The sequence below is a fragment of the Lentzea atacamensis genome, from assembly GCF_003269295.1.
GTDB lineage: Bacteria > Actinomycetota > Actinomycetes > Mycobacteriales > Pseudonocardiaceae > Lentzea > Lentzea atacamensis.
Map to the genome: position 1 here is coordinate 246214 of NZ_QLTT01000006.1, position 23509 is coordinate 269722.

Here is a 23509-nt window from a genome sequence, read left to right on the forward strand (position 1 = left end):
TCAGGAGTACATGGCGAGCCAGATGGCGATGTAGTGGCAGATCGCCGCCACCACGGTCGCAGCGTGGAAGAACTCGTGATACCCGAACACCTGCGGCCAGGGGTTGGGCCACCGGGTCGCGTAGAACACCGCCCCAGCGGTGTAAAGCGCCCCACCCACCAACAACAACACGAGCGCCGCGACTCCGGCGTGGTGCAGCAGCTCAGGCAGCACGAACACCGCCACCCAGCCGAGCGCGATGTAGATCGGCACCCCGAGCCACCGCGGCGCGTGCGGCCACGCCAGCTTCAGCGTGACGCCCAGGATGGCGCCGGTCCACACGATGGCCAGCACCACGCGGCCGGTCTCCTGGTCCATCGCCAGGAGCGCGAACGGCGTGTACGTGCCCGCGATGAACACGAAGATCATCGAGTGGTCCAGGCGCTTCATCCACGTCCGGACGCGGTCGGACTTCCAGGTGACGCGGTGATACAGCGCTGAGACGCCGAACAAGCCGAGAACGGTGGCCCCGTACACCGAAGTGGCCAGAGCCGCCAGGCCGGAGACCGTGGAGGCCGCCAGCGCGATCAGTGTCGCGCCGGTCGCCACCGAGACGATGAAGGACCAGAGGTGCAGCCACCCACGAAGTCGCGGCCGCAGTCCGGGCTGTGGAGGAATGGTCGCAGTGGTCACGAGAACCCAGGTTACGCGACCGTAGGTTTCGGGACCGCGACTCAGTGATGAAGGTTGCACGGCGTACGCTGTTCGGACGTGGCACTCCGCACCCGTGTGAAAGACGTCGCTATCCACTTCTACGAGTGGATTCTCCGGCGCGAGCTGAGCGGGACACAGGTGCCCAAACACGTCGGCGTCGTTCTCGACGGCAACCGGCGGTGGGCGCGCGAGGCCGGGTTCACGGACGTCGCGCACGGGCACCGGGCCGGGGCGCGCAAGATCCTCGAGCTGCTCGACTGGTGCGGTGACGCCGGAGTCGAGGTCGTCACGCTCTGGATGCTGAGCACCGACAACCTCAACCGGCCCGCCGAAGAGCTGGCGCCGTTGCTCGACATCATCGCCGACATCACCGACGAGCTGGCCGAGGACGGCAAGCCGTGGCGGGTCCGGCACGTCGGTGCGATCGACATGCTGCCCGAGGAGCACGCCGAGCGGCTCACCAACGCCGCGGCGCGCACGAAGGGGCGCGGCGGCATCCAGGTCAACGTCGCCGTGGCGTACGGCGGCCGGCAGGAGATCGCGGACGCGGTCAGGAAACTCCTGCAGGCGCACGCCGAGCGCGGCGGAACCATCGAAGAGCTGGCTGAGGTGCTCGACGTCGACCACATCGCGGAGCACCTCTACACGTCAGGGCAGCCGGATCCGGACCTGATCATCCGCACGTCCGGTGAGCAGCGGCTCTCCGGGTTCATGCTGTGGCAGTCTGCGCACTCGGAGTTCTGGTTCTGCGAGGCCTACTGGCCCGGCTTCCGGCGCACGGACTTCCTGCGGGCCATGCGCGAGTACGCCAAGCGCCACCGCAGGTACGGCAGCTGAGCAGAAGGGACGCCCACCGCGGAGGTGAGCGCGCCTTTCAGCTACGAGAGGATCAGTCCTCGTCGTGGTCGCCCCACTCGTCGCCGTCTTCGATGCCGCTGACCGCGCAGGTGTCGGTGATGGACGGCGAGTTGATCGGCACAGCGGCGCCGAGAACGGCACCTGCCTTCTCAGCACGATTTTCTCCTTAACGAGTTTCAAACCGGGAAAAACGTCCGGGGGCGCCACGAATGACACCCCCAGACGCAGAGAAAAAGGGAGAGCAGCCCTCGTCGACGATGCCGCCAACGGCACAGGTCTGGGTGATGGACGGCGAGTTGATCGGCACAGCGCCGCCGAGAACGCCGACGTTGTTGCCACAGGCACCGACGTTCACGTTCGCGTTGTTGCCGTTCAGCAGGACGAGCAGCGGGCCGTTCGTCCAGTGGTACCCGTCGTGGCCTTCGCCGGCCATGGCGGCAGGGGCGAACGTGAGGGGCAGCGCAGCTGCGGCAGCAACCGCGGCACAAGCCTTCTTCACGTAAATCTCCTTCATGTCGGGTTATCCCCGTCATTTCCGGAGTCTTCAGGGATCTCCGGAGGGAGGGGTCTCCGGGCGGAGCCGTTATCGGTGTTGATCTCGATTGGCGGTCCCGATGACCCCATTGTGTGACAGCAAGATCAACAACATTGCCCGTTCAGGTGGTCTTCGATTCACGATTCGGTCGCGAGTAAGGCGCCGTGGTAGACGCTCTACGCTCTCCGACTCATGGAGGCCAACGAGCTCGTACGCGGATACCTGGTTCTTGGGCTGCGGCTCGGGCGCCTGGTGCCCGGGTTCGTCGACTCGTTCACCGGCGACCCGGCACTGAGCCGCGCCGTCGACAACGAGCCGCGCCTCGACCCCAAGGCGCTGGCAGGCCACGCGCGGCAGCTCCAGCGTGAGCTCGTCGACTCCGACCTCGCTGACCAGCGCAAACAGTTCCTCCAGGCGCACCTCACCGCGTTGGAGTGCACCGCGCGCAAGCTCGCCGGCGAGCGCATCGCGTTCATCGACGAGGTCGAGCGGTACTTCCAGGTCCGCATCCGCCCCGGCGACGAGGACGCGTACGCGCAGGCCCACCGCAACCTCGACGCGCTGCTGCCGGGTGCCGGTTCGCTCTCCGAACGCCTCAACGCCTTCCGCACGGCCGACGAGGTGTCCCCACGCAGGCTCCAGGGCGCCGTCCAGGCCCTCTCCAGCGCCCTGAGGGACCGCGTGCGGCGCAAGTACGCACTGCCCGAGCAGGAGATCGTCGAGTACCAGGTCGTCACGAACAAGCCGTGGAGCGGTTTCAACTACTACCTCGGCGGCTACCGGTCGCGCGTCGCGATCAACGCCGACCTGAACCACCGCATGTCGAACCTGCCGCACCTGGTCGCGCACGAGTCCTATCCGGGCCACCACACCGAGCACTGCCGCAAGGAGGCGGGCCTGGTCGCCAAGCGCGGCCACGCCGAGCAGTCGATCTTCCTGATCAACACGCCGCAGTGCCTGATGGCCGAGGGCATGGCGGACCTCGGCCTGCACGCCGCTGTCGGGCCGGGCTGGGGCGTCTGGACGGAGCAGATCTTCCGCGACCTCGGGTTGCGAATGGACGGCGAACTGTCCGAAAAGGTCGAATCGGCGGCGTCCGGTCTGCTCACCGTGCGGCAGGACGCCGCCCTGCTGCTACACGATCGGGGTGCGGATCAGGATGACGTGGTTGCGCATCTGCGCAGGTGGCTGCTAGTCCCCGACCGCCGCGCACGGCAGATGGTTCGTTTTCTGGCCGACCCGTTGTGGCGCGCGTACACCACCACATACGTCGAAGGAGTGCGCCTCGTGAGGGCCTGGCTGGACGTCCGCGCGCCCGGCGAGTCGCTCGACTCCCGCTATCTGAGACTTCTCGACGAGCCCCTGGTGCCGAAATCCCTGGAATCCCAGGTTCGGGACGGCCTGTCGTGGTTGGCCCGCAACGGCCACGAAAGTGGCATCTGACCAGCGAAAACACGGCTACGGTCACGTTTCGGGTTGTTTTCCGGCAGATGACAAATCGGGATTCACCTGTGTGGCTTCATGCAGACGGGGTACTTCCGCAGGTAACTTCGAAAGCGGCGGGACGCGACCACTGCGGACCGCGCAGGGAGGCTCTGATCGTGGCAGACAACGTCGCGAGGGGGCCGGCACCCGGCCCTCGTGGTCGACCTGCCTGACGCCGACACCGGCGGAAGGTGAGACGACCGATCAGGGTGGTGCCTGGCCCAGCGAGGAGCGGACGCGGGTGCCGCGTTCGTGAGGGAGTTGCCGTGAACGCACGACGTCCCGCGAGCCGTTCCTCAGGCTCATCGCGCAGTTCCTCCCCCCGGCGCAAGTCCGCCGCTCCAGCCATCACCACATATGTGCTGGACACGTCGGTACTGCTGTCCGACCCTCTCGCCCCCACCCGTTTCGCGGAGCACGAGGTCGTGCTGCCGCTCGTGGTGATCAGCGAGCTGGAGGGCAAGCGCCACCACCCCGAACTGGGCTGGTTCGCGAGGGAAGCACTGCGTCTGCTCGACGACCTGCGCTTGCGGCATGGTCGCCTCGATTCGCCGATCTCCATAGGAGATCTGGGAGGCACCTTGCACGTCGAGCTCAACCACTCCGACCCGGAGGTGTTGCCATCAGGTTTCCGAACGGACTCCAACGACGCCCGGATCCTCGCTTGCTCCCTCAACCTCGCTGCTGAGGGGCGAAACGTCACCCTGGTGACCAAGGACATGCCGCTGCGGGTCAAGGCCGGATCGGTCGGCCTGCAGGCGGAGGAGTACCGGGCGCACGACGTGACCCTGTCCGGCTGGACGGGAATGTCCGATCTGGACGTTCCTCAGTCGTTGGTGGACAGCCTGTTCAAGGAGAACGTCGTCGACCCCACCCAGTACGAGGACCTGGAGCACATCGCGGAACTGCCCTGCCACACCGGACTCCGGTTGCTGGCGGGCACGTCGAGTGCGCTGGGCCGGGTGACCGCGGACAAGCAGATCAGGCTGGTGCGCGGAGATCGGGAGGCGTTCGGACTGCACGGCAGGTCCGCTGAACAGCGGATCGCGCTGGACCTGTTGCTCGACGCCGATGTCGGCATCGTCTCGCTGGGCGGACGTGCGGGCACCGGCAAATCGGCGCTGGCGTTGTGCGCCGGCCTCGAAGCGGTGATGGAACGCAGGCAGCACCGCAAGGTCGTGGTGTTCCGGCCGCTGTACGCGGTCGGTGGCCAGGAGCTCGGGTACCTGCCGGGTACCGAGAACGAGAAGATGGGGCCGTGGGCGCAGGCGGTGTTCGACACCCTCGGCGCGCTGGTGAGCCAGGCGGTGCTGGAGGAGGTGCTGGACCGCGGGATGCTCGAGGTCCTGCCACTCACCCACATCCGCGGTCGCTCGCTGCACGACTCCTTCGTGATCGTGGACGAGGCGCAGTCGTTGGAGCGCAACGTCCTGCTGACCGTGCTGTCCCGCCTGGGCAGCAACTCGCGGGTGGTGCTGACGCACGACGTGGCGCAGCGCGACAACCTGCGGGTGGGCCGGCACGACGGCGTGGCGGCGGTGATCGAGAAGCTGAAGGGCCACCCGCTCTTCGCACACGTGACCCTGACCCGCTCGGAGCGTTCGCCGATCGCGGCCCTCGTCACCGAGATGCTGGAGGACTACGCCTCATAGTCGCGTCCTGAGTGGAACGGCCCCGCGCTTTCGTGGCGCGGGGCCGTTTCGCATCGCTAGTCGAGCGCGCGTTTCATGAAGCCGCGCAGGCCGAGCCCGCCGAAGCCCGCGATCGCGATCACGAGCACCAGCAGCACGATCGGCAACGGGATGTGCGGCACGCTGGGCACCAGCTCCGCGCGCATGCCCTCGCTCACGTACGTCAACGGGTTGAGCGCGCAGATCACCTTGAACCACAGCAGGTCGTCGCTCAGCGATCGCCACGGGAACTGCGAGGACCCCGTGAACAGCAACGGCGTAAGGATCACCGCGAACATCACGTTGACCCGGCGAGCCGGCACCGACGTGCCGATGACCAGGCCGACCGCGCCACCGGCGAGGCAGCCCAGGACGATCACCAGCAGGGCGCCGGGAATCCCTTCCCACGCCCACGAAACGTCGAGCATCAGGAACCCGACCGGCACCATCAGCACCGCCGCGAAGAACCCGCGGATCGCGCCGAACACGATCTTCTCCACCGCGACCAGAGGGATGGAGATCGGTGCGAGCAGCCGGTCCTCGATCTCCCGCGTCCAGGAGAAGTCCAGCACCAGCGGCAGCGTCGTGTTCTGCAACGCGCCGAGGAACCCGTTCATCGCGATGATGCCGGGCAGCAGCACCTGAGCGAAGTCGTCCTGGACGTACCCGATGTCCCCCAGCACCTTCGCGAAGATGAAGAGGATGAAGAACGGCTGGATGATCACCTGCGCGAGGAAGCTCGGCAGCTCGCGGCCCGTGACGAAGACGTCGCGCCACAGGATCGCCTGGAACGTCCTGAGTTGGCTCACCGCAGCCCCCTGCCGGTCAGGTGGATGAAGACGTCTTCCAGGCTGGGCTTGCCGATCGCGACGTCGCTGACGACGACGTCGAGGTCCCGCAGCACGTTCAGCACCGCCGGCAACGTGACCGCGGTGTCGACGTCGGTGTAGACGCGGAACATGTTGTTCACGTCCTCGACCCGCTGCACACCGTCCACTTCGGACAGCGCTTGAGTGATCTTCGCGGGCTCGTGGCCGTTCGGGCTCACCGTGACGCTGACCGTGTTGCTGCCGGGCAGGCTTCTCGTCAGCTCCGCGGGCGTGTCCAGCGTGAGCAGCTTGCCGTGGTCGACGATGCCGACGCGGTCGCACAGCTTCGCGGCCTCGTCCATGTCGTGCGTGGTCAGCACGACCGTGACGCCTTCCGCGTGCAGTGCGGCGACGCGTTCGTGAACGAAGAGCCTGGCTTGAGGGTCGAGGCCGGTGCTGGGTTCGTCGAGGAACAACACCTTCGGGCGGTGCATCAGCGCGCGGGCGATCATCAACCGCTGCGCCTGCCCGCCGGACAACGTGTCGACGAGCGCGTCCTCGTGGTCCTTCAACCCCATCCGCTCGAGGATGTCGTCGGCGAGCTTCTTGCGTTCCGCGGGCCCGATGCCGTGGTAGGCCGCGTGGAACAACAGGTTCTGCCGCGCGTTGAGCGAGCGGTCGAGGTTGTTGCGCTGCGGCACGACAGCCAGCAGCTGCCGCGCGCGCTTCGAGTCGGTGACCACGTCGACCCCCTCCACCAGCGCCCGCCCCGACGTGGGGCGGACGCGCGTGGTGAGGACGCCGACCGTGGTCGTCTTGCCCGCGCCGTTCGGCCCGAGCAATCCGAAGACCTCACCGCGGCGGACGGTGAAGCTCAACCCGTCCACCGCCGGTTTTTGTCCGGTTTTATAGACTTTGCGGAGTTCTCTCACCTCAACCGCGTCGTCCACTTCTCACCATCCCCCTGGCAACGGCCGCCCTTCCGCGAATCCAGCCGCCGACTGGATGCCGAGCACAGCCTTGGCGTGAAACTCCTCCAACGAGGTCGCACCGGCATACGTGCAGGCCGAGCGAACGCCGGACGTGATGGCGTCCAGCAGATCCTCCACGCTCGGGCGCACCGGGTCCAAGCGCATTTTCGAAGTGGAAATACCTTCTTCGAACAGCCCCTTCTTCGCCCGGTCGAACGCGTTGTCGCTGCGCGTCCGGGCAGTCACGGCACGCTTCGAGGCCATTCCGAAGGATTCCTTGTAGAGGTTTCCGCGCTCGTCCCGCTGCAGGTCACCAGGCGACTCGTAAGTGCCGGCGAACCAGCTGCCGACCATGACGCTGCTGGCCCCCGCCGCAAGCGCCAACGCCACGTCGCGCGGGTGCCGCACACCACCGTCGGCCCACACGTGCTTGCCGAGCCTGCGCGCCTCCGCCGCACACTCCGCGACCGCGCTGAACTGCGGGCGCCCCACACCGGTCATCATCCGCGTGGTGCACATCGCGCCAGGCCCGACCCCGACCTTGATGATGTCAGCCCCGGCCTCGACCAGATCCCGCACGCCTTCCGCGGTGACGACGTTGCCCGCCGCGACCGGCACGCTCGGGTTGGCCTCCTTGACCGCCCTGAGCGCAGCGATCATCTTCTCCTGGTGCCCGTGCGCCGTGTCCACGACCAGCACGTCCACCCCGGCCTTGATCAACGCCTCGGCCTTGGCCCTGACGTCGCCGTTGACCCCGACCGCGGCCGCGACCCGCAGCCTGCCCTCGGCGTCCGCGGCGGGCCGGTAGATCTCCGCCCGCAACGCCGTGAGCTCCGTCAGCACACCGCTGAGCCGCTGGTCGTCGTCGACGCCGAGCGCAATCCGGTGCGCGCTGTGGTGGAGCTGGTCGAACACCTCCTGCGGCTTCGTACCGAGCGGCAGCAGCAGGACATCGGTGTTCATGACGTCGCCGATGCGCGTGAACCGGTCAACACCCGTGAGCGCCGCCTCGTCGACGACGCCGATGGGCCGCCCGCCGTCGTCCACGACGACAACCGCGCCGTGCGCCCGCTTGTGCAGCAGGTTCCACGCGTCCGCCACCGCGTCGCCCGTGGTGAGCGTCAGCGGGGTGTCCCAGACCGGATGGCGCTCCTTGACCCACGCGATGATCTCCGCGACCGCCTCGGTGGGCACGTCCTGCGGGATGACGACAAGTCCGCCGCGCCGCGCGATGGTCTCGGCCATGCGCCGCCCGGCGACCGCCGTCATGTTGGCGACGACGATCGGGATCGTGGCCCCGGTGCCGTCCGAGGTGGACAGATCAACGCCGAACCGCGACTCCACGGCACTGCGGCCGGGGATGAGGAAAACGTCGTCGTAGGTCAGGTCGTAAGAGGGTCGATGCCCTTCGATGAACCGCACGTGCTTCCACGATACCCGGTACGTCTCACTTGGGCATGCGGCTCGGCCTGGCCTGTGGTGCGGCTCGCTCCGGCCTGTGGTGCGGCTCGCTCCGGCCCGAGCCTGCATCCCTGGCCCCGAGCCGTGCAGCCCTGGCCCCCGGCCGTGCAGTCCCAACGAGCCGTGCAGTCCTAACAGGACCGGGCGTGCTCTCCGTCCGACCCGAGCCCCCCGCGCTTCCTCACCTTGCGGAACGATTGAAAAGCGGTTTGGGTTCCCGACTGTCCACAGATTAGCCCTCCGGACGTTTCCGCAGGTCAGGTCGCCGGAATCTGTGGACAACTCGAGATCTTGAGCCGTGCGGCGCGTTGCGCCGGGCCGGTGCAGCCCGCACTCCGCGGCAGGCCATCGACCCAGACGATCCGCGGTCTCAGCTCCGCTTCCAGAGGTACCCCGTGGTCGTGGTGACCTTGACGAACCCGAGCCGCTCGAGGATCGGCCTGCTGTCCTCGCTGGCGTCGACCTGCAGGTACTTCAAGCCGCGGGCGAGTGCCACTTCGGCCCGGTGTGCGATGAGTGCCCGGTAGATGCCCCGGCCGCGCCACTGCTGCAGCGTCGAGCCTCCCCACAGTCCTCCGAACTCGGTGCCCGGGACGATCTCCAGGCGCGCGGACGACACGATCTGGCCCTCGGCCTCGGCCACGACGATGACGGTGTCCGGGTCGTCCCTCTTGTCGATCAAGTAGTCGGTGAGGTAGCTGACGTCCTTGCCGAACGCCTCGGACGACGCTGCGCCTGCTAGGCGGATGTCGGCCTCGTCCCTGGTTTCCCGCAGGACGATCCCGTCGAGGTCGACCGGCGTGACCATGTCCTCGGCCAGTCCGATCAGCACGGTCTCGCGGCCGTCCGACTCGAATCCAGCCCTCAGAAGCCGGTCTGGCAGGTCGGCGGGTGTGTCGTGGCCCCACGTCTTCCACTCGACGGACTGGTCGCGCGCAGAGAAGAAGTCGCGTTGCCGCGCGATGAGCTCGTCCAGTGCGGGGCCTTCGATGCCGAGGTCAGGCGGTCCGGCCACGAAGCCTCGCCGACGTGGCCAGGACACGCGGAACACAGGACCGTCGCGGTCGACGGTCGCCTCGGGATCCGGGACGGTCCACTCGGCGGGGCGGGCCTGATCGTCGTACGCACGGAGCAGCCCGGCAGCATCGGTCACCGGCCCGACGCTATTCCCCTGCATCGGCTAGCCGCACGCGAATTTCAACCCCGGCGCGCGTCCGGTTGTGCGGTGGGCAGAAGTGCCCTCACCTCCTCGATCGTCGTCGCCTCCGACGGGTCCTTGTCCGGGCGGTAGCGCACGACGCGGGCGAACCGCAGCGCCACGCCGCCGGGATAGCGCGGCGAGACCTGCACGCCGTCCAGCTCGATCTCGATCACCAGCTCCGGGCGGACCATGACCACCCAGTCGTTCTGCTCGGTCGCGATCACCTGCAGGGCCTTGGTCTGCCACGTGAGCAGCTCGTCGGTGAGGCCCTTGAAGGTCTTGCCGACCATCACCGGCGGGCCGCCGTCCGGGTCGCGGGCGCCCAGGTGCAGGTTCGACAGCCATCCGCGGCGACGGCCGCTGCCCCACTCGACGCCGAGCACGATCAGGTCGAGCGTGTGGACCGGCTTCACCTTCTGCCAGGCACGACCGCGTCTGCCCGCCGCGTAGGGCGAGGCGAGCGACTTCACCATCACGCCCTCGTGACCGGCGCTCAGCGACGCCGTGACGACCTCGGCCGCCTCGTCCGGCGACGGGTCCAGCACGCCCGGGATGACGTGCTCGCCCGCGACCTGCCGGAGAGCCGTCAGACGGTCTCTCAGCGGCTCGTCGAGCAGGTCCTTGCCGTCGAGGTGCAGGCAGTCGAAGAAGTACGGGTGCAGGAGCAGCTCGCGCTCGTCCTGCGCGCCGAACCGGCTCATCGTCTCCTGGAACGGGCGGGGTCTCCCCTCGTCGGTCAACGCCAGGGTCTCGCCGTCGAGCACCACCGACGTGCACGGCAGGCCGCGCACGAGCTCGACCAGCTCGGGCACCGTCTTGGTGATCTCGCGCAACGTGCGGGTGTAGACGCGGACGTCGTCGCCCGAGCGGTGCACCTGGATGCGCGCACCGTCGAGCTTGTGCTCCACCACGCAGCTGCCGAGCTCGGACAGCGCCTCGCTCAGCGACTCGGCTGGTGAGGCCAGCATCGGCCGCAGCGGACGCCCGACCTCCAGCCGGAAGGCCTCCAGCGCCTCCGCGCCGCCGGCCAGCGCGGCCACCGCCGTCTCCGGTAATCGGCCGGACAGCATGAACGCGCGTCGCACCGTCTCGCCCGGCACGTCCGCGGCCGAGGCGATCGCGTCCAGCATCACGCCTTCCAGCGCGCCCTGCCGCAGCTCACCGGTGAGCAAGCGACGTAAGAAGTCCTGCTCCGCCTCTGTGGAACGACCGAAAAGCGCCGTCAGCAGGTCGGCCCGGCGCTGCGCCGAGCCCTTGCCGGACGTCGCGGCCACCTCGGCGAGCACGGCGTCGACCTCGGCGACCGTGAGCCCCGCCAGAGCGACCGGCGGCACGGACAGGTCGAAGACCGTGCGCCAGCCCGCGCCGATGCGACCCTGCCGCGGCGTGCCTATGAGAAAGGACACCACCGCGACCACGACGTCGGCCGACGCCGAGCGCAGCAACGCGGACAACGCCTTGACCTTGGCAAGGCGCGATCGCGTCGCCGCCACGGCGGCCGACGTGTCGACTACTTCGGAAAGGAGCACGGACTCATGGTGCACCCGAGCACTGACAATTTCTGGACGGTCGGGTTAGGCTGACCAGGTCAACCGTTCTACCTGGGGGTTTATCGCGTCATGCGCGCTATCAAGATCGTCGCCGCCGCCCTGCTCATCGCCGCCGCCGCCTCCTCCGCTCCTGGCATCGGCACCGACCGCGAGCACATCCTGGGCGCCGACATCAGCCCCGCGCGCGAACACATCCTGGGCACCGACGCCAGCACCATGCGCGAACACATCCTGGGCACCGACGCCAGCACCATGCGCGAACACATCCTCTAAGCGGCCGCCGCGATCTCCTTGACCGCCTCCCGCAGGCGGTCGGGAGTGAGCGCCGCATAGCCGAGCACCAGCCCCGGCCACATCGGCGTACGCGTGTACTGCGCCAACGCCCACACGTGCACGCCACGCTCCTCGAGCCTGCTCTTCAACGCGAGGTCGTCCGTCCCGTCCGGCATGCGCAACACGACGTGCAGCCCGGCGGCGACACCGATGGACTGCCACGCGGGCAGGTGCTCCGACACGGCGTCCAGCAGCGCGTCCCGCCTCTTCCGGTAGAGCGCGCGCGTACGACGCAGATGCCGGTCATAGCCGCCCGTCCGCAGCATGTGCGCGAACGCGGCCTGCGGGATCGTCGCGGTGCCCATGTCGTTGTACTTCTTGCGGTTCACGATGCCCTCGCGCAGCCGCTCCGGCACCACGAGCCACCCGAGGCGCAACGCGGGCGCCAGCACCTTGCTGGTCGTCCCCTGGTACACCACGTGCTCCGGCGCCAGTGCCTGCAACGCCCCGAGCGCTGGCCGGTCGTACCGGTGCTCGGCGTCGTAGTCGTCCTCGATGATCAACCCGTCCCGCTCGCGCGCCCACTCCACGAGCGCCCTGCGGCGTTCCGGATGCAGCACCACGCCCAGCGGGAACTGGTGCGCCGCCGTGACGAGCACCGCCTTGCAGTCCGTTTTGGACAGCAGGTCGACCCGGATTCCCTTGTCGTCCACCGGAACCGGCACGGTTTCGAGCCCGTGTGACCGCAACATGTCCTCGCCACCGAAGTGGCTCGGCTCCTCGATGGCGATGCTGCCGTTCAGCAACCGGGCGGTGAGCTGCAACCCGTCCGCGGCGCCGTTGGTGATCACCGCATCCCGCGCGACCACCGCCCGCACACGCGCCAGGTAGTCGACGATCTCCTTGCGCAGCCCCACAAATCCGGCCGGGTCCGGGTAAGCGAGGTCGTCGTCGGGCAGGTCGGCGAGCGCCGCTCGGTGCGCCGCAACCCATTCCGCACGCGGAAACGCGCCCAACGCCGGCAACCCGGGCCGCAGGTTGAACCGCCACCGCTGCGGTGGCTCCGGCACACCGCACGCCCCGGCGGGCCCGACGCTCGCGACCGTCGTCCCCGATCCGCGCCGCGACGTGAGGTACCCCTCCGCCACCAGCTGCGTGTACGCCGACGTGACGGTCCCGCGCGCCACCCCGAGCTGCGCCGCCAGGTCCCGGCTCGACGGCAACCGCGTCCCCGGCACCAGCCGCCCGTCCCGGATGGCCCTGCGCAGCTCGACCTCCACGCCACGCCGCCGCTGGTGCCCCGGCAACAGCAGCTCACGAAAAGTGGTCCAGTTTGCAGTCATCAAAGTGGAGCTTAAACCTGGACCAGTCAGCCGCGAGGCTCAACGGCATGAAACTTGCGGTGGCCGCGGGAGCGACAGCGGCAACGATCGTCGGCGCGTCAGTGCCCATCACCGGCATGCTCGAGGGCTACCCGGTCCTGACCGGCCAGGCCATGCGCTACGCACTCGGCGCGGCCGTCCTGCTGCTGGTCGCGCGTCGGCTGCCGATGCCGTCCTGGCGCGACATCCCACCGCTGCTGGGCATCGTCGCTTCGGGCATGCTCGGCTTCAACGCCCTGCTCATCGCCGCCCAGCAGTACGCGGAACCGGGCTTCGTCGCCGCCGTGATGGGCTCATCCCCGATCGTCCTCGCGCTTCTCGCCCGCAACCGCTCTCTCGCTGCCGTCGTCGGCGCCGTGGTGGTCGCAGCAGGCGTAGTGGTGTTGTCCGGCGGCGGAGCGTGGCACGGCCCGGGCCTCGTGCTGGCGCTGCTCACGATGGTCGGCGAGGTCTGCTTCACGCTGTTCGCCGTCGGTGTGGTCAAGCGCATGGGCGTGCTCGGCGTGGCGACCTGGACCTGTCTGCTGGCGGCGGCGATCGGCGCCGTGCTGGGCACGTTCATCGAGGGATGGCGGATGCCGGACGCCCGCCAGTCCTTCGCGCTGGTAACGCTGGCCGTCGTCGTGACGGCACTCGCGTTCGGGCTCTGGTACTTCGCCGTGAACCGCTTGGGTTCCGATCGCGCAGGAGTGCTCATCGGCCTGATGCCGGTGGCCGGCCTTACGACGTCTGTGTTGCTGGGCGCGCAGGAACTTTCGCTGGTGTCCACTGCCGGGGCTGTCACAGTCGCACTCGGGTGTGTCATCGGCCTTCGCAGGGGCAGCACAAAGGCCGCCGCCGACATCCCGTCGAGCGAGCGGCCCCTGGCAACCGCACCGGCTACGTGAGATCCGGGCCCTGCGAACGAAGATCGTCGACCTTCGACATCGCGTCGCGCAGCTCACCGAGCCACGCGTCGGCGTGCTCGCCCACCAGGCGGACCGCCCACGCCAGAGCGTCCGCACGAGAGCGGGCCACGCCGGCCGCCACGAGCGTGTCGAGCACCTGGCGTTCCGGCTGGCGCAGGCGCGTCATCACCGGGACGGCCAGGTGCGTGAAGAGCTCGCGCGTGTCACCGAGCGAGGCTCCCCAGGCGACCTTGCGGCCGTAGCGGTGTTCGGCCTGGCGCGCGATCTCGATGCGCTCGGACCGCGTCTCCTCTCGCCAGCGGGAGATGCGGCCCGACTCGGCCGCGGCGCGTGAGGCGTCGTCGAACTCACCCTCCAGCGGGGCGAGCGTGCCCACGACGGTGATCTCCTCGCGGTCGACGATCACCTCTGGCGCGCCGACGAACCAGCCGTCGGGGAGCCTGCCCGCGAACCACGCCGCCGCGTCGTCGGCCGGCGGCAGGTCAGCTTGTTGCCAACCGCCTCTTCCTCGCCATCCACGTCCCATTTCGACCACCCCTGATTACATGATTACGTCATTACTGACGTTACGCCTGCAATCAGCGGGTGGTGTTCGCCGACAGCGAAGTGACCAGGGCATCCACGGAAACCACAGGCCTGTCGCACACGTAGCCGCGGCACACGTAGGCGGCCGGGGCCTCGTCGACCAGCGGGCGGTCCTCCAGCAACGGCACCGAGCCCGGTTCACCGGCCACGACGACGCCGCCGCCAGGCACATGAGCGACCGCCGCCGCCCACAGCTGTGCACGGCGCGGATCGTCGACGCCGACCACTGCCACCTGCAGGGGACCGGCGACCAACGCCTCCGCGACGCTCAGCCAGTGGCCGGCGAACCGGGGTGCCCGCGCAGCCAGCAGACCGGCGCGCGTCACGGCCTCCGACGCCGCCGTCAGGTACCGCGACGAACGGTCGGCACCGGACAGCAGCGACGCCGTCAGCAGGGCCGAGGCCAGCGAAGACGCGCCAGAGGGCGAGGCGTTGTCGGTCGAGTCTGCCGGGCGGCGCACGAGAGACTCGGCGTCGTCAGCGGTGTCGTAGTAGGCGCCAGGAGAGTCCGGCACGGCGAAACGAGAGAGAGCGGTGTCGAGCAGGCCGCACGCCAGGTCGAGCCACCGGATCGAGCCGGTGACCTGGTGCAGCGCCAGCAGGCCGTCGGCGAAGCAGCCGTAGTCCTCCAGCACGCCGAACGACGGGCCGGCGACCCCGTCCCGCGAGGTTCGCAGCAGCCTGCCCTCGACGAGGTGCACCGAGGCCAGCAGCGACGCGGCCTCCGACGCCGCCACGATCCACGACGGCTCGCCGAAGAACGCTCCCGCCTCGGCCAGCGCCGCGATCGCCACGCCGTTCCACGCGGCGATCACCTTGTCGTCACGGCCGGGCTGCGGGCGGGCGGCACGGATCGCCAGCAGCGACGCACGCACGTCCTCTCCCGGCTCCGAGACGAACCGCAGCGTCGACTTGCCGTCCTCGAAGTTCGGCTCGGCGGTCACACCGAATGCAGCCGCGGCATCCCCGAGTTCCTCGAACGACCACACGTAGGTCAGGCCTTCGACGCCCTCGGTGTCCGCGTCCAGCGAAGCCGCGAAGCCTCCCTCCGCGGTGCGCAGATCCCGCAGCAGGAAGGAAGCCGTGTCCCTGGCGACGCGCGAGTAGCGCTCAGTGCCGGTCAACCGCGCCAGGTGCGTGTAGAACCGAAGCAGCAAAGCGTTGTCGTACAACATCTTCTCGAAGTGCGGCACGGTCCACGACGCGTCGACGCTGTAACGCGCGAACCCTCCGCCCAGCTGGTCGTACATACCGCCGTTCGCCATCGCGTCGGCTGTCTTGGTCGCCATGGAGATCGCCTCGACCGAACCTGTGCGTTCGTAGTGCCGCAGCAGGAACTCGACGACCATCGACGGCGGAAACTTCGGCGCGCCACCGAATCCGCCGTTGCGCCGGTCGAACTCGCCCAGCAACGACACCACGGCGCCCGCCAGCGCGTCCGCGTCCACAGCGGACGGTGGCAGCGGCGCCGTGTGGCGTGAGATCTCTTCCACGACAACGGAAGCCGATTCCAGGATCTCGGCGGGACGTTCGGTCCACGCAGCCGAGACGGCCTCGATCAGCTGGGTGAAGGACGGCATGCCGGGGCGCGGCGTCGGGGGGTAGTAGGTGCCCGCGTGGAACGGCCGCGCGTCGGGCGTCAGGAACACGGTCATCGGCCAGCCGCCGTGCCCGGTCATGGCCTGCGTGACCTCCATGTACACGGCGTCGACGTCCGGACGTTCCTCGCGATCCACCTTGACCGGGACGAAGTGCTCGTTGAGGAGCGCGGCGACAGAAGCGTCTTCGAACGACTCGTGCGCCATGACGTGGCACCAGTGGCAGGCCGCGTAGCCGACGGACAGCAGCACCGGGACGTTGCGCCGCCGTGCCTCCTCGAACGCCTCCGGGCACCACGGCCACCAGTCGACCGGGTTCTGAGCGTGCTGCAGCAGGTAGGGGCTGGTCGCGTCAGCGAGCCGGTTCTTCATGGATTCCACACTAAATCAGCAGCGCGGAGACCGACTCTCGATCAGACTCGAGCTCGTGCTGCTCACCATGACCACGACCCACCAGCCGGCGACCGACCTCGGTCACCTGCTGCACAAGCACCCCGACCGGGCTCAGTCCTTCTCGACGAGCTCGGGAACCGCGCACGTCTTCTACCCGAAGGCGACGAACGAGGAGTGCACGGTCGCCCTCCTGCTCGAGGTCGACCCCATCGCGCTGGTGCGAGGTCCCGGCAGCACGCTCACCCAATACGTCAACGACCGTCCGTACGCGGCGGGGTCGTTGCTCACGGTCGCGCTCGGCAGCGTGTTCCGCACCGCGATGAACGGCCGCAGCGAGAGCTACCCAGAACTCGCAAGGACACCGATTCCGCTGGTCATCCGCATTCCCGCGCTGCCGCACCGGCTCGCGGAACGGCTGTTCACGCCGCTCGGCTGGGCCGTCGAGACGAAGGGGCACGGCGACTCGCGCTACGGCGACGTGACCCTGAGCGGCATCGTCAAGCTCAGCGACGCTTTGAAGCACCTTTACGTGCTGCTGCCCGTGCTCGACGGCGGCAAGCACTACTGGGTCGCGGCCGACGAGGTCGACAAGCTGCTCAAGGCCGGCGACGGCTGGCTGGCGAGCCACCCCGACAAGGAGCTGATCACCACCAGGTACCTGGCCCGCAAGCGGCCGCTGGTGCTGTCCGCGCTGGAACGCCTCGCCGAGGTCGACGAGGTCGAGCCGGAGGAGCTGGACAACGCGCTCGCCGAGCCGAAGATCTCCCTTGCCGTACAGCGCAAGGAGGCCGTGATCAAGGCGCTGAAGGAGGCACGGGCCAAGCGCGTGCTCGATCTCGGCTGCGGTGGCGGCGCGTTGCTGCGTGAGCTCGTGAAGGAGCCGGAGTTCACCGAGATCCACGGTGTCGACGTGTCCGCGAAGGCGTTGCAGGAGGCCGCGCGCAAGCTGCGGCTCGACCGCATGCCCGACCGGGCGCGCGAGCGGATCACGTTGCGGCAGTCGGCTCTGACGTACGCCGACGCGGAACTGGCCGGTTACGACGCGGCTGTGCTGATGGAGGTCGTCGAGCACGTCGACCCGTCGCGCCTGCCCGCGCTGGAGCACTCGGTGTTCGTGGTCGCGCGTCCGGCGACCGTGCTGGTGACGACGCCGAACGTCGAGTACAACGCGCTCTTCGAAACGTTGCCGGAAGGGCAGGTGCGCCACTCCGACCACCGTTTCGAGTGGACCAGGGCGGAGTTCGCGGCGTGGGCGGACGGCGTTGCGTCACGACGCGGCTACCGCGTGCGCTATGTGGGGATCGGGCCGGAAGACGCCGAACGCGGCGCGCCGACCCAGATGGCGGTGTTCAGCTCGGGGGACGAGAACTGATGGAACTGAAGATCCCGAACCTGTGCCTGGTGGTGCTGATCGGCGCCTCCGGTTCCGGCAAGTCCACGTTCGCGCGCAAGCACTTCCTCCCGACGCAGGTGCTGTCGAGCGACTACTTCCGCGGGCTGGTGTCCGACGACGAGAACGACCAGTCCGCGTCCGCGGCGGCGTTCGACGCCCTGCACTACGTCGCGGCGAAGCGGCTGGAGGCGGGAAAGGTCACCGTCATCGACGCCACCAACGTGCAGGCACCCGACCGCGCCAAGCTGATCGAGGTGGCGAAGAAGGCCAACGTGCTGCCGGTCGCGATCGTGCTCGACACACCGACCGACGTGTGTCTCAAGCGCAACGCCCAGCGGCCGGACCGCGACTTCGGCGCGCACGTCGTCAAGCGGCACCGGGCGGCGTTGCACCGGTCGTTGAAGTACCTCGGCAAGGAGGGGTTCAAGCGCGTCCACGTCCTGCGCTCGGAGTCCGATGTGGACAGCGCGGTGATCGTTTACGAGAAACTGCTCAACGACCTGCGGCACGAGACCGGGCCGTTCGACGTGATCGGTGACGTGCACGGCTGCCGCGCCGAGCTGGCAGAGCTGCTGACGGAGCTCGGGTACACGCTCGTTCGTGACGACGAGGGCCGCGCGATCGACGCGGTTCCGCCTGGGAACCGCAAGGCGGTGTTCGTCGGTGACCTCGTGGACCGCGGGCCGGACACGCCGGGCGTGCTGCGCCTGGTCATGGGCATGGTCGCCGCCGGGCACGCCTTGAGCGTGCGCGGAAACCACGAGGAGAAGCTCGTGCGGGCGTTGCGCGGCCACAAGGTCACGGTGCGGCACGGGCTGGAGAAGTCCCTGGAGCAGCTCGCCCACGAGCCGGAGGAGTTCCGCCGTGCCGTGACGAAGTTCTGCGACGGACTGATCGCGCACTACGTCCTCGACGGAGGAAACCTCGTCGTGGCGCACGCCGGCCTGCCTGAGCGCTACCACGGTCGCGCGTCGGCCAAGGTGCGCAGCTTCGCGTTGTACGGCGACACGACCGGTGAGGTCGACGAGTACGGGCTTCCGGTGCGCCTCCCGTGGGCGAACGACTACCGCGGTTCCGCGATGGTGCTGTACGGGCACGTGCTGGTGCCCGAGGCCGAGTGGATCAACAACACGATGTGCCTCGAAACCGGTGTGGTGTTCGGCGGCAAGCTGACCGCGCTGCGCTACCCGGAGAAGGAGCTCGTCTCCGTCAAGGCGCATCAGGCCTGGTACGAGTCGGACCGCCCGCTGGTGGCACCGGCTCCGGCCGAACGCGCGCCGGACGTGCTCGCGTTGACCGATGTCACGGGCCTTCGCCGGATCGAGACGTCGGTGATGGGCGCCGTGACGATCCGCGCGGAGCAGTCCGCTTCGGCACTGGAGGTGATGAGCCGGTTCGCGATCGACCCGCACGACCTGCTGTACCTGCCGCCGACGATGGCTCCCACCGCCACCTCGCTGCGGGACGACGTGCTGGAGCACCCGTCCGAGGCGTTCGCGGAGTACCTCGCGGCCGGTGTGCGCGAGGTGATCTGCGAGGAGAAGCACATGGGCTCCCGCGCGGTGTTGCTGGTGCGGAAGGTTGGCGGCGCGATCTACACGCGCACCGGACGCGCGTTCTTCGACGGCACGCTGGGCGACGAGCTCCTGGACCGCGTGCGGGAGAGCGCGAAGCCGTTGTTCGACGAGTTCACCACCGACTGGCTGCTGATCGACGCCGAGCTGATGCCGTGGAACGCCAAGGCTTCCGGGCTGATCCGCGAGCAGTACGCGGCAGTCGGGGCGGCCGCCGGCGGAGCTCTGCCGGTGGCGGTCGAGGCCTTGCAGACGACGGCTGACCGTGGCGTGAACGTCGCCGAGCTCTTGGCGCGGACGGAAAGCCGGGCGGCGAACGCTTCGGCCTACCGGGCGGCGTACGAGCGGTACTGCTGGCCCACTGAAGGGCTGGAGGGCGTGCGAATCGCACCGTTCCAGCTGCTGGCGACCGAGGGACGCACGTTCCACGACCGTTCGCACCTGTGGCACCTCGAGACGCTGAGCCGACTGGAAGGATCGTTGTTCCAGCAGACCCGTCACCTCGTGGTCGACACCGCGGATCCCGCGGCCGGCGTGCGGTGGTGGGAGGAGCTCACGGCGGAAGGCGGCGAAGGCATGGTCGTCAAGCCGCTGGCGAACCTGACCGGTCGCGTGCAGCCGGGCGTGAAGGTGCGTGGGCGGGAGTACCTGCGGATCATCTACGGCCCGGACTACACGGAGCCCGCGAACCTCGCGCGGCTGCGCAAGCGCGGTCTCGGCCGCAAGCGCGGTCTTGCGCTGCGCGAGTACGCCCTGGGCATCGAGGCGTTGGAACGCGTCGCGCGCGGCGAGCCGTTGTGGCGCGTGCACGAGTGCGTTTTCGGTGTGCTGGCGCTCGAATCGGAACCGGTGGACCCACGACTGTGATTCTCGAAGCGATCATCGGTTCGCACGCCTACGGGCTGGCGACCGCAGAGTCTGATGTGGACAGACGTGGGGTGTTCGTCGCGCCCACGGAAGCGTTCTGGCGCCTGGACAAGCCGCCGACCTCGGTCGAGGGGCCCTCGCCGGAACAGCTCAGCTGGGAGGTCGAGCACTTCTGCAGGCTGGCGCTGAAGTCGAACCCGACGGTGCTCGAAACGCTGGTGAGCCCGCTCGTGGAGGTCATGACGCCGCTGGGAGAGGAACTGCGGGCGCTGCTGCCCGCGTTCCTGTCCCGGTACGCGGTGCGGGCGTACACGCGCGCGACGGAGATGCAGCTGTCGCGCGCGGGCCGCAACCTCAAGCCGAAGCAGCTCATGCACGTGGTGCGGTTGCGGCTGGTTGGCCTGCACCTGATGCGGACCGGATCGTTGGACATCACCGCGGACCGGTCGTTGCTCGCGATCCGCGACGGCTCGATGCCTTGGGACGACGCGGTGGCGTGGGCGCACCGGCTCGGTGAGGAGCTCGCGAACGCGGATGGGCCGCTGCCCGAGGAGCCGGATCGGGCACGCGTGGAGGACTGGCTGGTTTCGGTGCGCAGGAGGGCGTTGTGAGCTACGAGGTTCCTGATCTGAGCGCGGTCGTCGCGGAGCAGTCGCACGACCTGCTCTTCGCGACCGTGTCCGGTGCGCACCTGTACGGCTTCCCGTCCCGCGACTCGGACGTGGACCTGCGCGGCGTGCACGTCCTGCCGCTCACCGAGGTCGTCGGGCTGCGGCGCGGCCCGGAGACCAAGGAGCGGATGTGGGTGCGGGACGGTGTCGAGATCGACCTCGTCACGCACGACGTGGAGAAGTTCTGCCGCCTGCTCACCCGCCCCAACGGCTACGTGCTGGAGCAGCTCCTCTCGCCGCTCGTCGTGCACACCACGGACGGGCACCGGAAGCTGGCCGATCTCGCCGCGGGATGCCTCACGTCACGTCACGGCCACCACTACCGCGGGTTCGCGGTGACCCAGTGGCGGCTGTTCGAGCGGACCGGCGAGATCAAGCCACTGCTCTACACGTTCCGCGCGCTGCTGACCGGCGTGCACCTGCTGCGCACCGGAGAGGTCGTCGCGCACCTGCCGACGTTGCTGGACAAGCTCGACGGGCCGGACTACCTGGCGGCGCTCATCGAGGCCAAGGTCCTCGGCGAGCACCGGTCACTGGCCGGTGTACCCGAGCGGCCCGCTCCCGAACGACTGGAGGCCGACGTCGCGCACTGGCACGAAGAGCTGCAGAACGCGCGGACGGCCAGCGACCTGCCCGAGCATCCGCCGGCGTTCGAAGCGGTGCACGAGTTCGTGGTCGCGACGCGGGTGAGCTAGCTAGTGGCGCGACCCGGAACGTCGGCTGGGTGATTCACGCTCAGCAGGGCACCTCGCGGCACCCGTCTGACCGCGAATTCGCCCGGCAACCTTCCGGGCCCCGCCACTAGTCCTTCTTCTCCGGCTCGGCCGCGGGCTTGGCCTCAGCAGGCTCGTCGAACGACGCCGGCACGCGCTTGAGGTGCTTGTTCATCGACTTGACGAGGAAGAACACCGCGATGAAGAAGAGGATCAGCAGGACGAGGCCGACCGGGGAGGACTTGCCGAAGTCCTCACCCTGGCCGCCCTTGTCGTTGTTCGTGTTCGACGGCTGCACGGCGACGAAGGCCACCGTGTTGCCGAGGTCGAAGTCTGGGGAGAGCACCCCTAGACCTTAACTCCGGCGAACAGGTCGTTCTCGGGCAGCGTCGAGTCGACCTGGGAGCGCACGAGCTCGTACTCCTCGGTCGGCCAGATGTCCCGCTGCAGGTCCATCGGGATGGCGAACCAGCGGCTGGTCGGGTCGATCTGGGTGGCGTGGGCCTTCAGGGCGTCGTCGCGGACGTCGAAGTAGTCCGCGCACTCGACCCTGGTGGTCACGCGGTCCATCACGTCGGGGCGGTTGGCGTCCCAGTTCGCCAGCCACTCGGTGTAGGGCGACTCGAGGCCGCGGGCCTCCATGGCCTCGTGGAACGCCAGCAGCTTGGCGCGCGAGAAGCCGTGCGAGTAGTAGACCTTCTGGGTCTCCCAGGCCTCGCCCAGCGAAGGCTCGAACTCTGGGTCGGCCGCGGCGTCCAGTGCGGCCATCGAGATCTCGTGCGTGCGGATGTGGTCCGGGTGCGGGTAGCCGCCGTTCTCGTCGTAGGTCACGACGACGTGGGGGCGGAACTCGCGGATCACCTCCACCAGCGGTGGCACCGACTCCTCGAGCGGTACCAGGGCGAAGCAGCCCTCCGGCAGCGGTGGCTTCGGGTCGCCCTCCGGCAGGCCGGAGTCCTTGAAGCCGAGCCAGCGGTGCTGGATGCCGAGGATCTTGGCTGCGCGGGCCATCTCCTCGCGGCGGATTTCGATCATGTTCTCGAGCACGTCCGGCCTGTCCATCGCCGGGTTGAGGATGCTGCCCGCGCCTCCGTCGGTACAGGTCACGACCATCACGTCGTGCCCTTCCGCGACGTAGCGGGCCATCGTGGCCGCGCCCTTGCTCGACTCGTCGTCGGGATGTGCGTGCACTGCCATAAGGCGCAGCTTGTCGGCCATGACCCCCGTGGTCCTCCTGTGTGAATGGTCCTGCGACACTCAACAACTGAACGTCGGTCGTCATTGTTCCCCAGCGGGTCAGGAGGGCGTGGGAAAGTGTCGCAACGCGCGCTCCCCGAGGGGCGGTACGGCAACAGCACGCGCAAGCCGCTCAACAAGTGGGGTCGGTGGGGGTTACTCGCCGTAGCCGTGGCGGTGGGTGCGGTGGTCGCCTTCGTCGGTTACCGAAATCTCGGTACAAAGCCGATCGAGGCGAAGCAGACGGCGTTCATCCTCCTCGGCGACGACAGCGTGAAGGTCAGTTTCGAGGTTTCCCGAGATCAACCAGAGCGACCAGCCGTCTGCATCATTCGGGCCCGTTCCAAGGACGGCGACGAAGCAGGTAGACGCGAAGTTCTGGTTCCTCCGGGAAATGCCGTCGTCGTCGAGACAACAGTTCTCCGCACCTCGAAGCCGCCGGTCACCGGCGAGGTGTACGGGTGCTCTTACCAGGTTCCCCCCTACTTGTCCACGAGCTAGCGGCCAAGCGGGTGATCTGCGGTTTAAACGGCGAGATGGGGAACAAATCGCCGTCGCTGAACGTTGTCTGCGTGTTACTATTGAGGCTCAAGCACGGCCCCGGCGCGGGCCGTGTTTTTCCGTTCCGGGCCCACGGCCCGGGAACTATCTGGCACACACACGTGCGCCGGAGCAAGACGAGG

Annotated in this window: 22 protein-coding genes; 10 read left to right on the forward strand and 12 right to left on the reverse strand. The window is 68.7% G+C overall.

The window, feature by feature from the left end:
- A complete protein-coding gene (trhA, locus tag C8D87_RS26870) occupies window positions 1–672 on the reverse strand; it encodes a PAQR family membrane homeostasis protein TrhA (RefSeq protein ID WP_112228824.1) in 672 nt (223 codons plus the stop codon).
- A 78-nt stretch (window positions 673–750) separates the two neighbouring features.
- Here trhA and C8D87_RS26875 point away from each other — a divergent pair, with 78 nt between their 5' ends.
- The gene (locus C8D87_RS26875) at window positions 751–1530 is read left to right on the forward strand and encodes an isoprenyl transferase (RefSeq protein ID WP_112228825.1); all 780 of its coding nucleotides are present in this window, start codon (window positions 751–753) and stop codon (window positions 1528–1530) included.
- A 187-nt stretch (window positions 1531–1717) separates the two neighbouring features.
- Here C8D87_RS26875 and C8D87_RS26880 read toward each other — a convergent pair whose 3' ends face one another.
- Window positions 1718–2065: a hypothetical protein gene (locus C8D87_RS26880; protein ID WP_215732499.1), complete on the reverse strand. Its 348-nt coding sequence runs from the start codon at window positions 2063–2065 to the stop codon at window positions 1718–1720.
- Between the two features lie 213 nt (window positions 2066–2278).
- Between C8D87_RS26880 and C8D87_RS26885 the strand changes: the two genes are divergently transcribed.
- Both C8D87_RS26885 and C8D87_RS26890 read left to right on the forward strand, forming a co-directional pair.
- On the forward strand, window positions 2279–3529 hold the full coding sequence (locus C8D87_RS26885; protein WP_112228826.1) for a DUF885 domain-containing protein: 1251 nt from the start codon (window positions 2279–2281) through the stop codon (window positions 3527–3529).
- Between the two features lie 401 nt (window positions 3530–3930).
- Complete coding sequence (locus C8D87_RS26890; protein WP_325049719.1) at window positions 3931–5223, forward strand: PhoH family protein; 1293 nt, start codon at window positions 3931–3933, stop codon at window positions 5221–5223.
- A 56-nt stretch (window positions 5224–5279) separates the two neighbouring features.
- Here C8D87_RS26890 and C8D87_RS26895 read toward each other — a convergent pair whose 3' ends face one another.
- From C8D87_RS26895 to C8D87_RS26915, 5 genes are all read right to left on the reverse strand, one after another.
- A complete protein-coding gene (locus C8D87_RS26895) occupies window positions 5280–6050 on the reverse strand; it encodes an ABC transporter permease (RefSeq protein ID WP_112228827.1) in 771 nt (256 codons plus the stop codon).
- A complete protein-coding gene (locus tag C8D87_RS26900) occupies window positions 6047–7000 on the reverse strand; it encodes an ABC transporter ATP-binding protein (RefSeq protein WP_112228828.1) in 954 nt (317 codons plus the stop codon). The genes C8D87_RS26895 and C8D87_RS26900 overlap by 4 nt, the downstream gene beginning before the upstream one ends.
- 3 nt (window positions 7001–7003) lie before the next feature.
- Window positions 7004–8443 (reverse strand): GuaB1 family IMP dehydrogenase-related protein, encoded by a 1440-nt coding sequence (locus tag C8D87_RS26905; RefSeq protein WP_109632259.1) that lies wholly within the window; start codon window positions 8441–8443, stop codon window positions 7004–7006.
- A 409-nt stretch (window positions 8444–8852) separates the two neighbouring features.
- Complete coding sequence (locus C8D87_RS26910; protein ID WP_112228829.1) at window positions 8853–9635, reverse strand: GNAT family N-acetyltransferase; 783 nt, start codon at window positions 9633–9635, stop codon at window positions 8853–8855.
- Between the two features lie 44 nt (window positions 9636–9679).
- Window positions 9680–11212 (reverse strand): ATP-dependent DNA ligase, encoded by a 1533-nt coding sequence (locus C8D87_RS26915; RefSeq protein WP_112228830.1) that lies wholly within the window; start codon window positions 11210–11212, stop codon window positions 9680–9682.
- Window positions 11213–11302: 90 nt separating this feature from the next.
- On the opposite strand from C8D87_RS26915, the gene C8D87_RS26920 reads away from it, so the two are divergent.
- Window positions 11303–11506, forward strand: a complete 204-nt coding sequence (locus C8D87_RS26920; RefSeq protein WP_112228831.1) for a hypothetical protein — start codon at window positions 11303–11305, stop codon at window positions 11504–11506.
- On the opposite strand, the gene pdxR is transcribed toward C8D87_RS26920, so the two are convergent.
- Window positions 11503–12849: a MocR-like pyridoxine biosynthesis transcription factor PdxR gene (gene pdxR / locus C8D87_RS26925; protein WP_112228832.1), complete on the reverse strand. Its 1347-nt coding sequence runs from the start codon at window positions 12847–12849 to the stop codon at window positions 11503–11505. The two genes, C8D87_RS26920 and pdxR, sit on opposite strands and share 4 nt — an antisense overlap.
- A 47-nt stretch (window positions 12850–12896) precedes the next feature.
- On the opposite strand from pdxR, the gene C8D87_RS26930 reads away from it, so the two are divergent.
- Window positions 12897–13775 (forward strand): DMT family transporter, encoded by an 879-nt coding sequence (locus C8D87_RS26930; RefSeq protein WP_112228833.1) that lies wholly within the window; start codon window positions 12897–12899, stop codon window positions 13773–13775.
- Here the strand turns inward: C8D87_RS26930 and C8D87_RS26935 are convergent.
- Window positions 13768–14322 (reverse strand): hypothetical protein, encoded by a 555-nt coding sequence (locus tag C8D87_RS26935; RefSeq protein ID WP_109632247.1) that lies wholly within the window; start codon window positions 14320–14322, stop codon window positions 13768–13770. The genes C8D87_RS26930 and C8D87_RS26935 overlap by 8 nt on opposite strands.
- Window positions 14323–14374: 52 nt before the next feature.
- Window positions 14375–16351, reverse strand: a complete 1977-nt coding sequence (locus tag C8D87_RS26940) for a thioredoxin domain-containing protein (protein ID WP_112228834.1) — start codon at window positions 16349–16351, stop codon at window positions 14375–14377.
- Window positions 16352–16406: 55 nt separating this feature from the next.
- Between C8D87_RS26940 and C8D87_RS26945 the strand changes: the two genes are divergently transcribed.
- The 4 genes from C8D87_RS26945 to C8D87_RS26960 are packed head-to-tail and all read left to right on the forward strand — an operon-like array spanning window position 16407 to window position 21572.
- Complete coding sequence (locus C8D87_RS26945; RefSeq protein ID WP_112228835.1) at window positions 16407–17744, forward strand: 3' terminal RNA ribose 2'-O-methyltransferase Hen1; 1338 nt, start codon at window positions 16407–16409, stop codon at window positions 17742–17744.
- Window positions 17744–20206, forward strand: a complete 2463-nt coding sequence (locus C8D87_RS26950) for a polynucleotide kinase-phosphatase (RefSeq protein ID WP_112228836.1) — start codon at window positions 17744–17746, stop codon at window positions 20204–20206. Before C8D87_RS26945 ends, C8D87_RS26950 begins: the two co-directional genes overlap by 1 nt.
- A complete protein-coding gene (locus C8D87_RS26955) occupies window positions 20203–20817 on the forward strand; it encodes a nucleotidyltransferase domain-containing protein (RefSeq protein WP_215732500.1) in 615 nt (204 codons plus the stop codon). The genes C8D87_RS26950 and C8D87_RS26955 overlap by 4 nt, the downstream gene beginning before the upstream one ends.
- Window positions 20814–21572, forward strand: a complete 759-nt coding sequence (locus C8D87_RS26960; RefSeq protein WP_112228837.1) for a nucleotidyltransferase domain-containing protein — start codon at window positions 20814–20816, stop codon at window positions 21570–21572. Before C8D87_RS26955 ends, C8D87_RS26960 begins: the two co-directional genes overlap by 4 nt.
- 106 nt (window positions 21573–21678) lie before the next feature.
- Here C8D87_RS26960 and C8D87_RS26965 read toward each other — a convergent pair whose 3' ends face one another.
- Both C8D87_RS26965 and mca read right to left on the reverse strand, forming a co-directional pair.
- Complete coding sequence (locus tag C8D87_RS26965) at window positions 21679–21903, reverse strand: hypothetical protein (RefSeq protein WP_233439263.1); 225 nt, start codon at window positions 21901–21903, stop codon at window positions 21679–21681.
- A gap of 35 nt (window positions 21904–21938) precedes the next feature.
- Entirely contained in the window at window positions 21939–22808 is an 870-nt protein-coding gene (gene mca / locus C8D87_RS26970) for a mycothiol conjugate amidase Mca (protein WP_109632235.1), read from the reverse strand.
- Window positions 22809–22904: 96 nt separating this feature from the next.
- On the opposite strand from mca, the gene C8D87_RS26975 reads away from it, so the two are divergent.
- Window positions 22905–23327: a DUF4307 domain-containing protein gene (locus C8D87_RS26975; protein ID WP_233442301.1), complete on the forward strand. Its 423-nt coding sequence runs from the start codon at window positions 22905–22907 to the stop codon at window positions 23325–23327.
- Window positions 23328–23509: the final 182 nt, after the last annotated feature.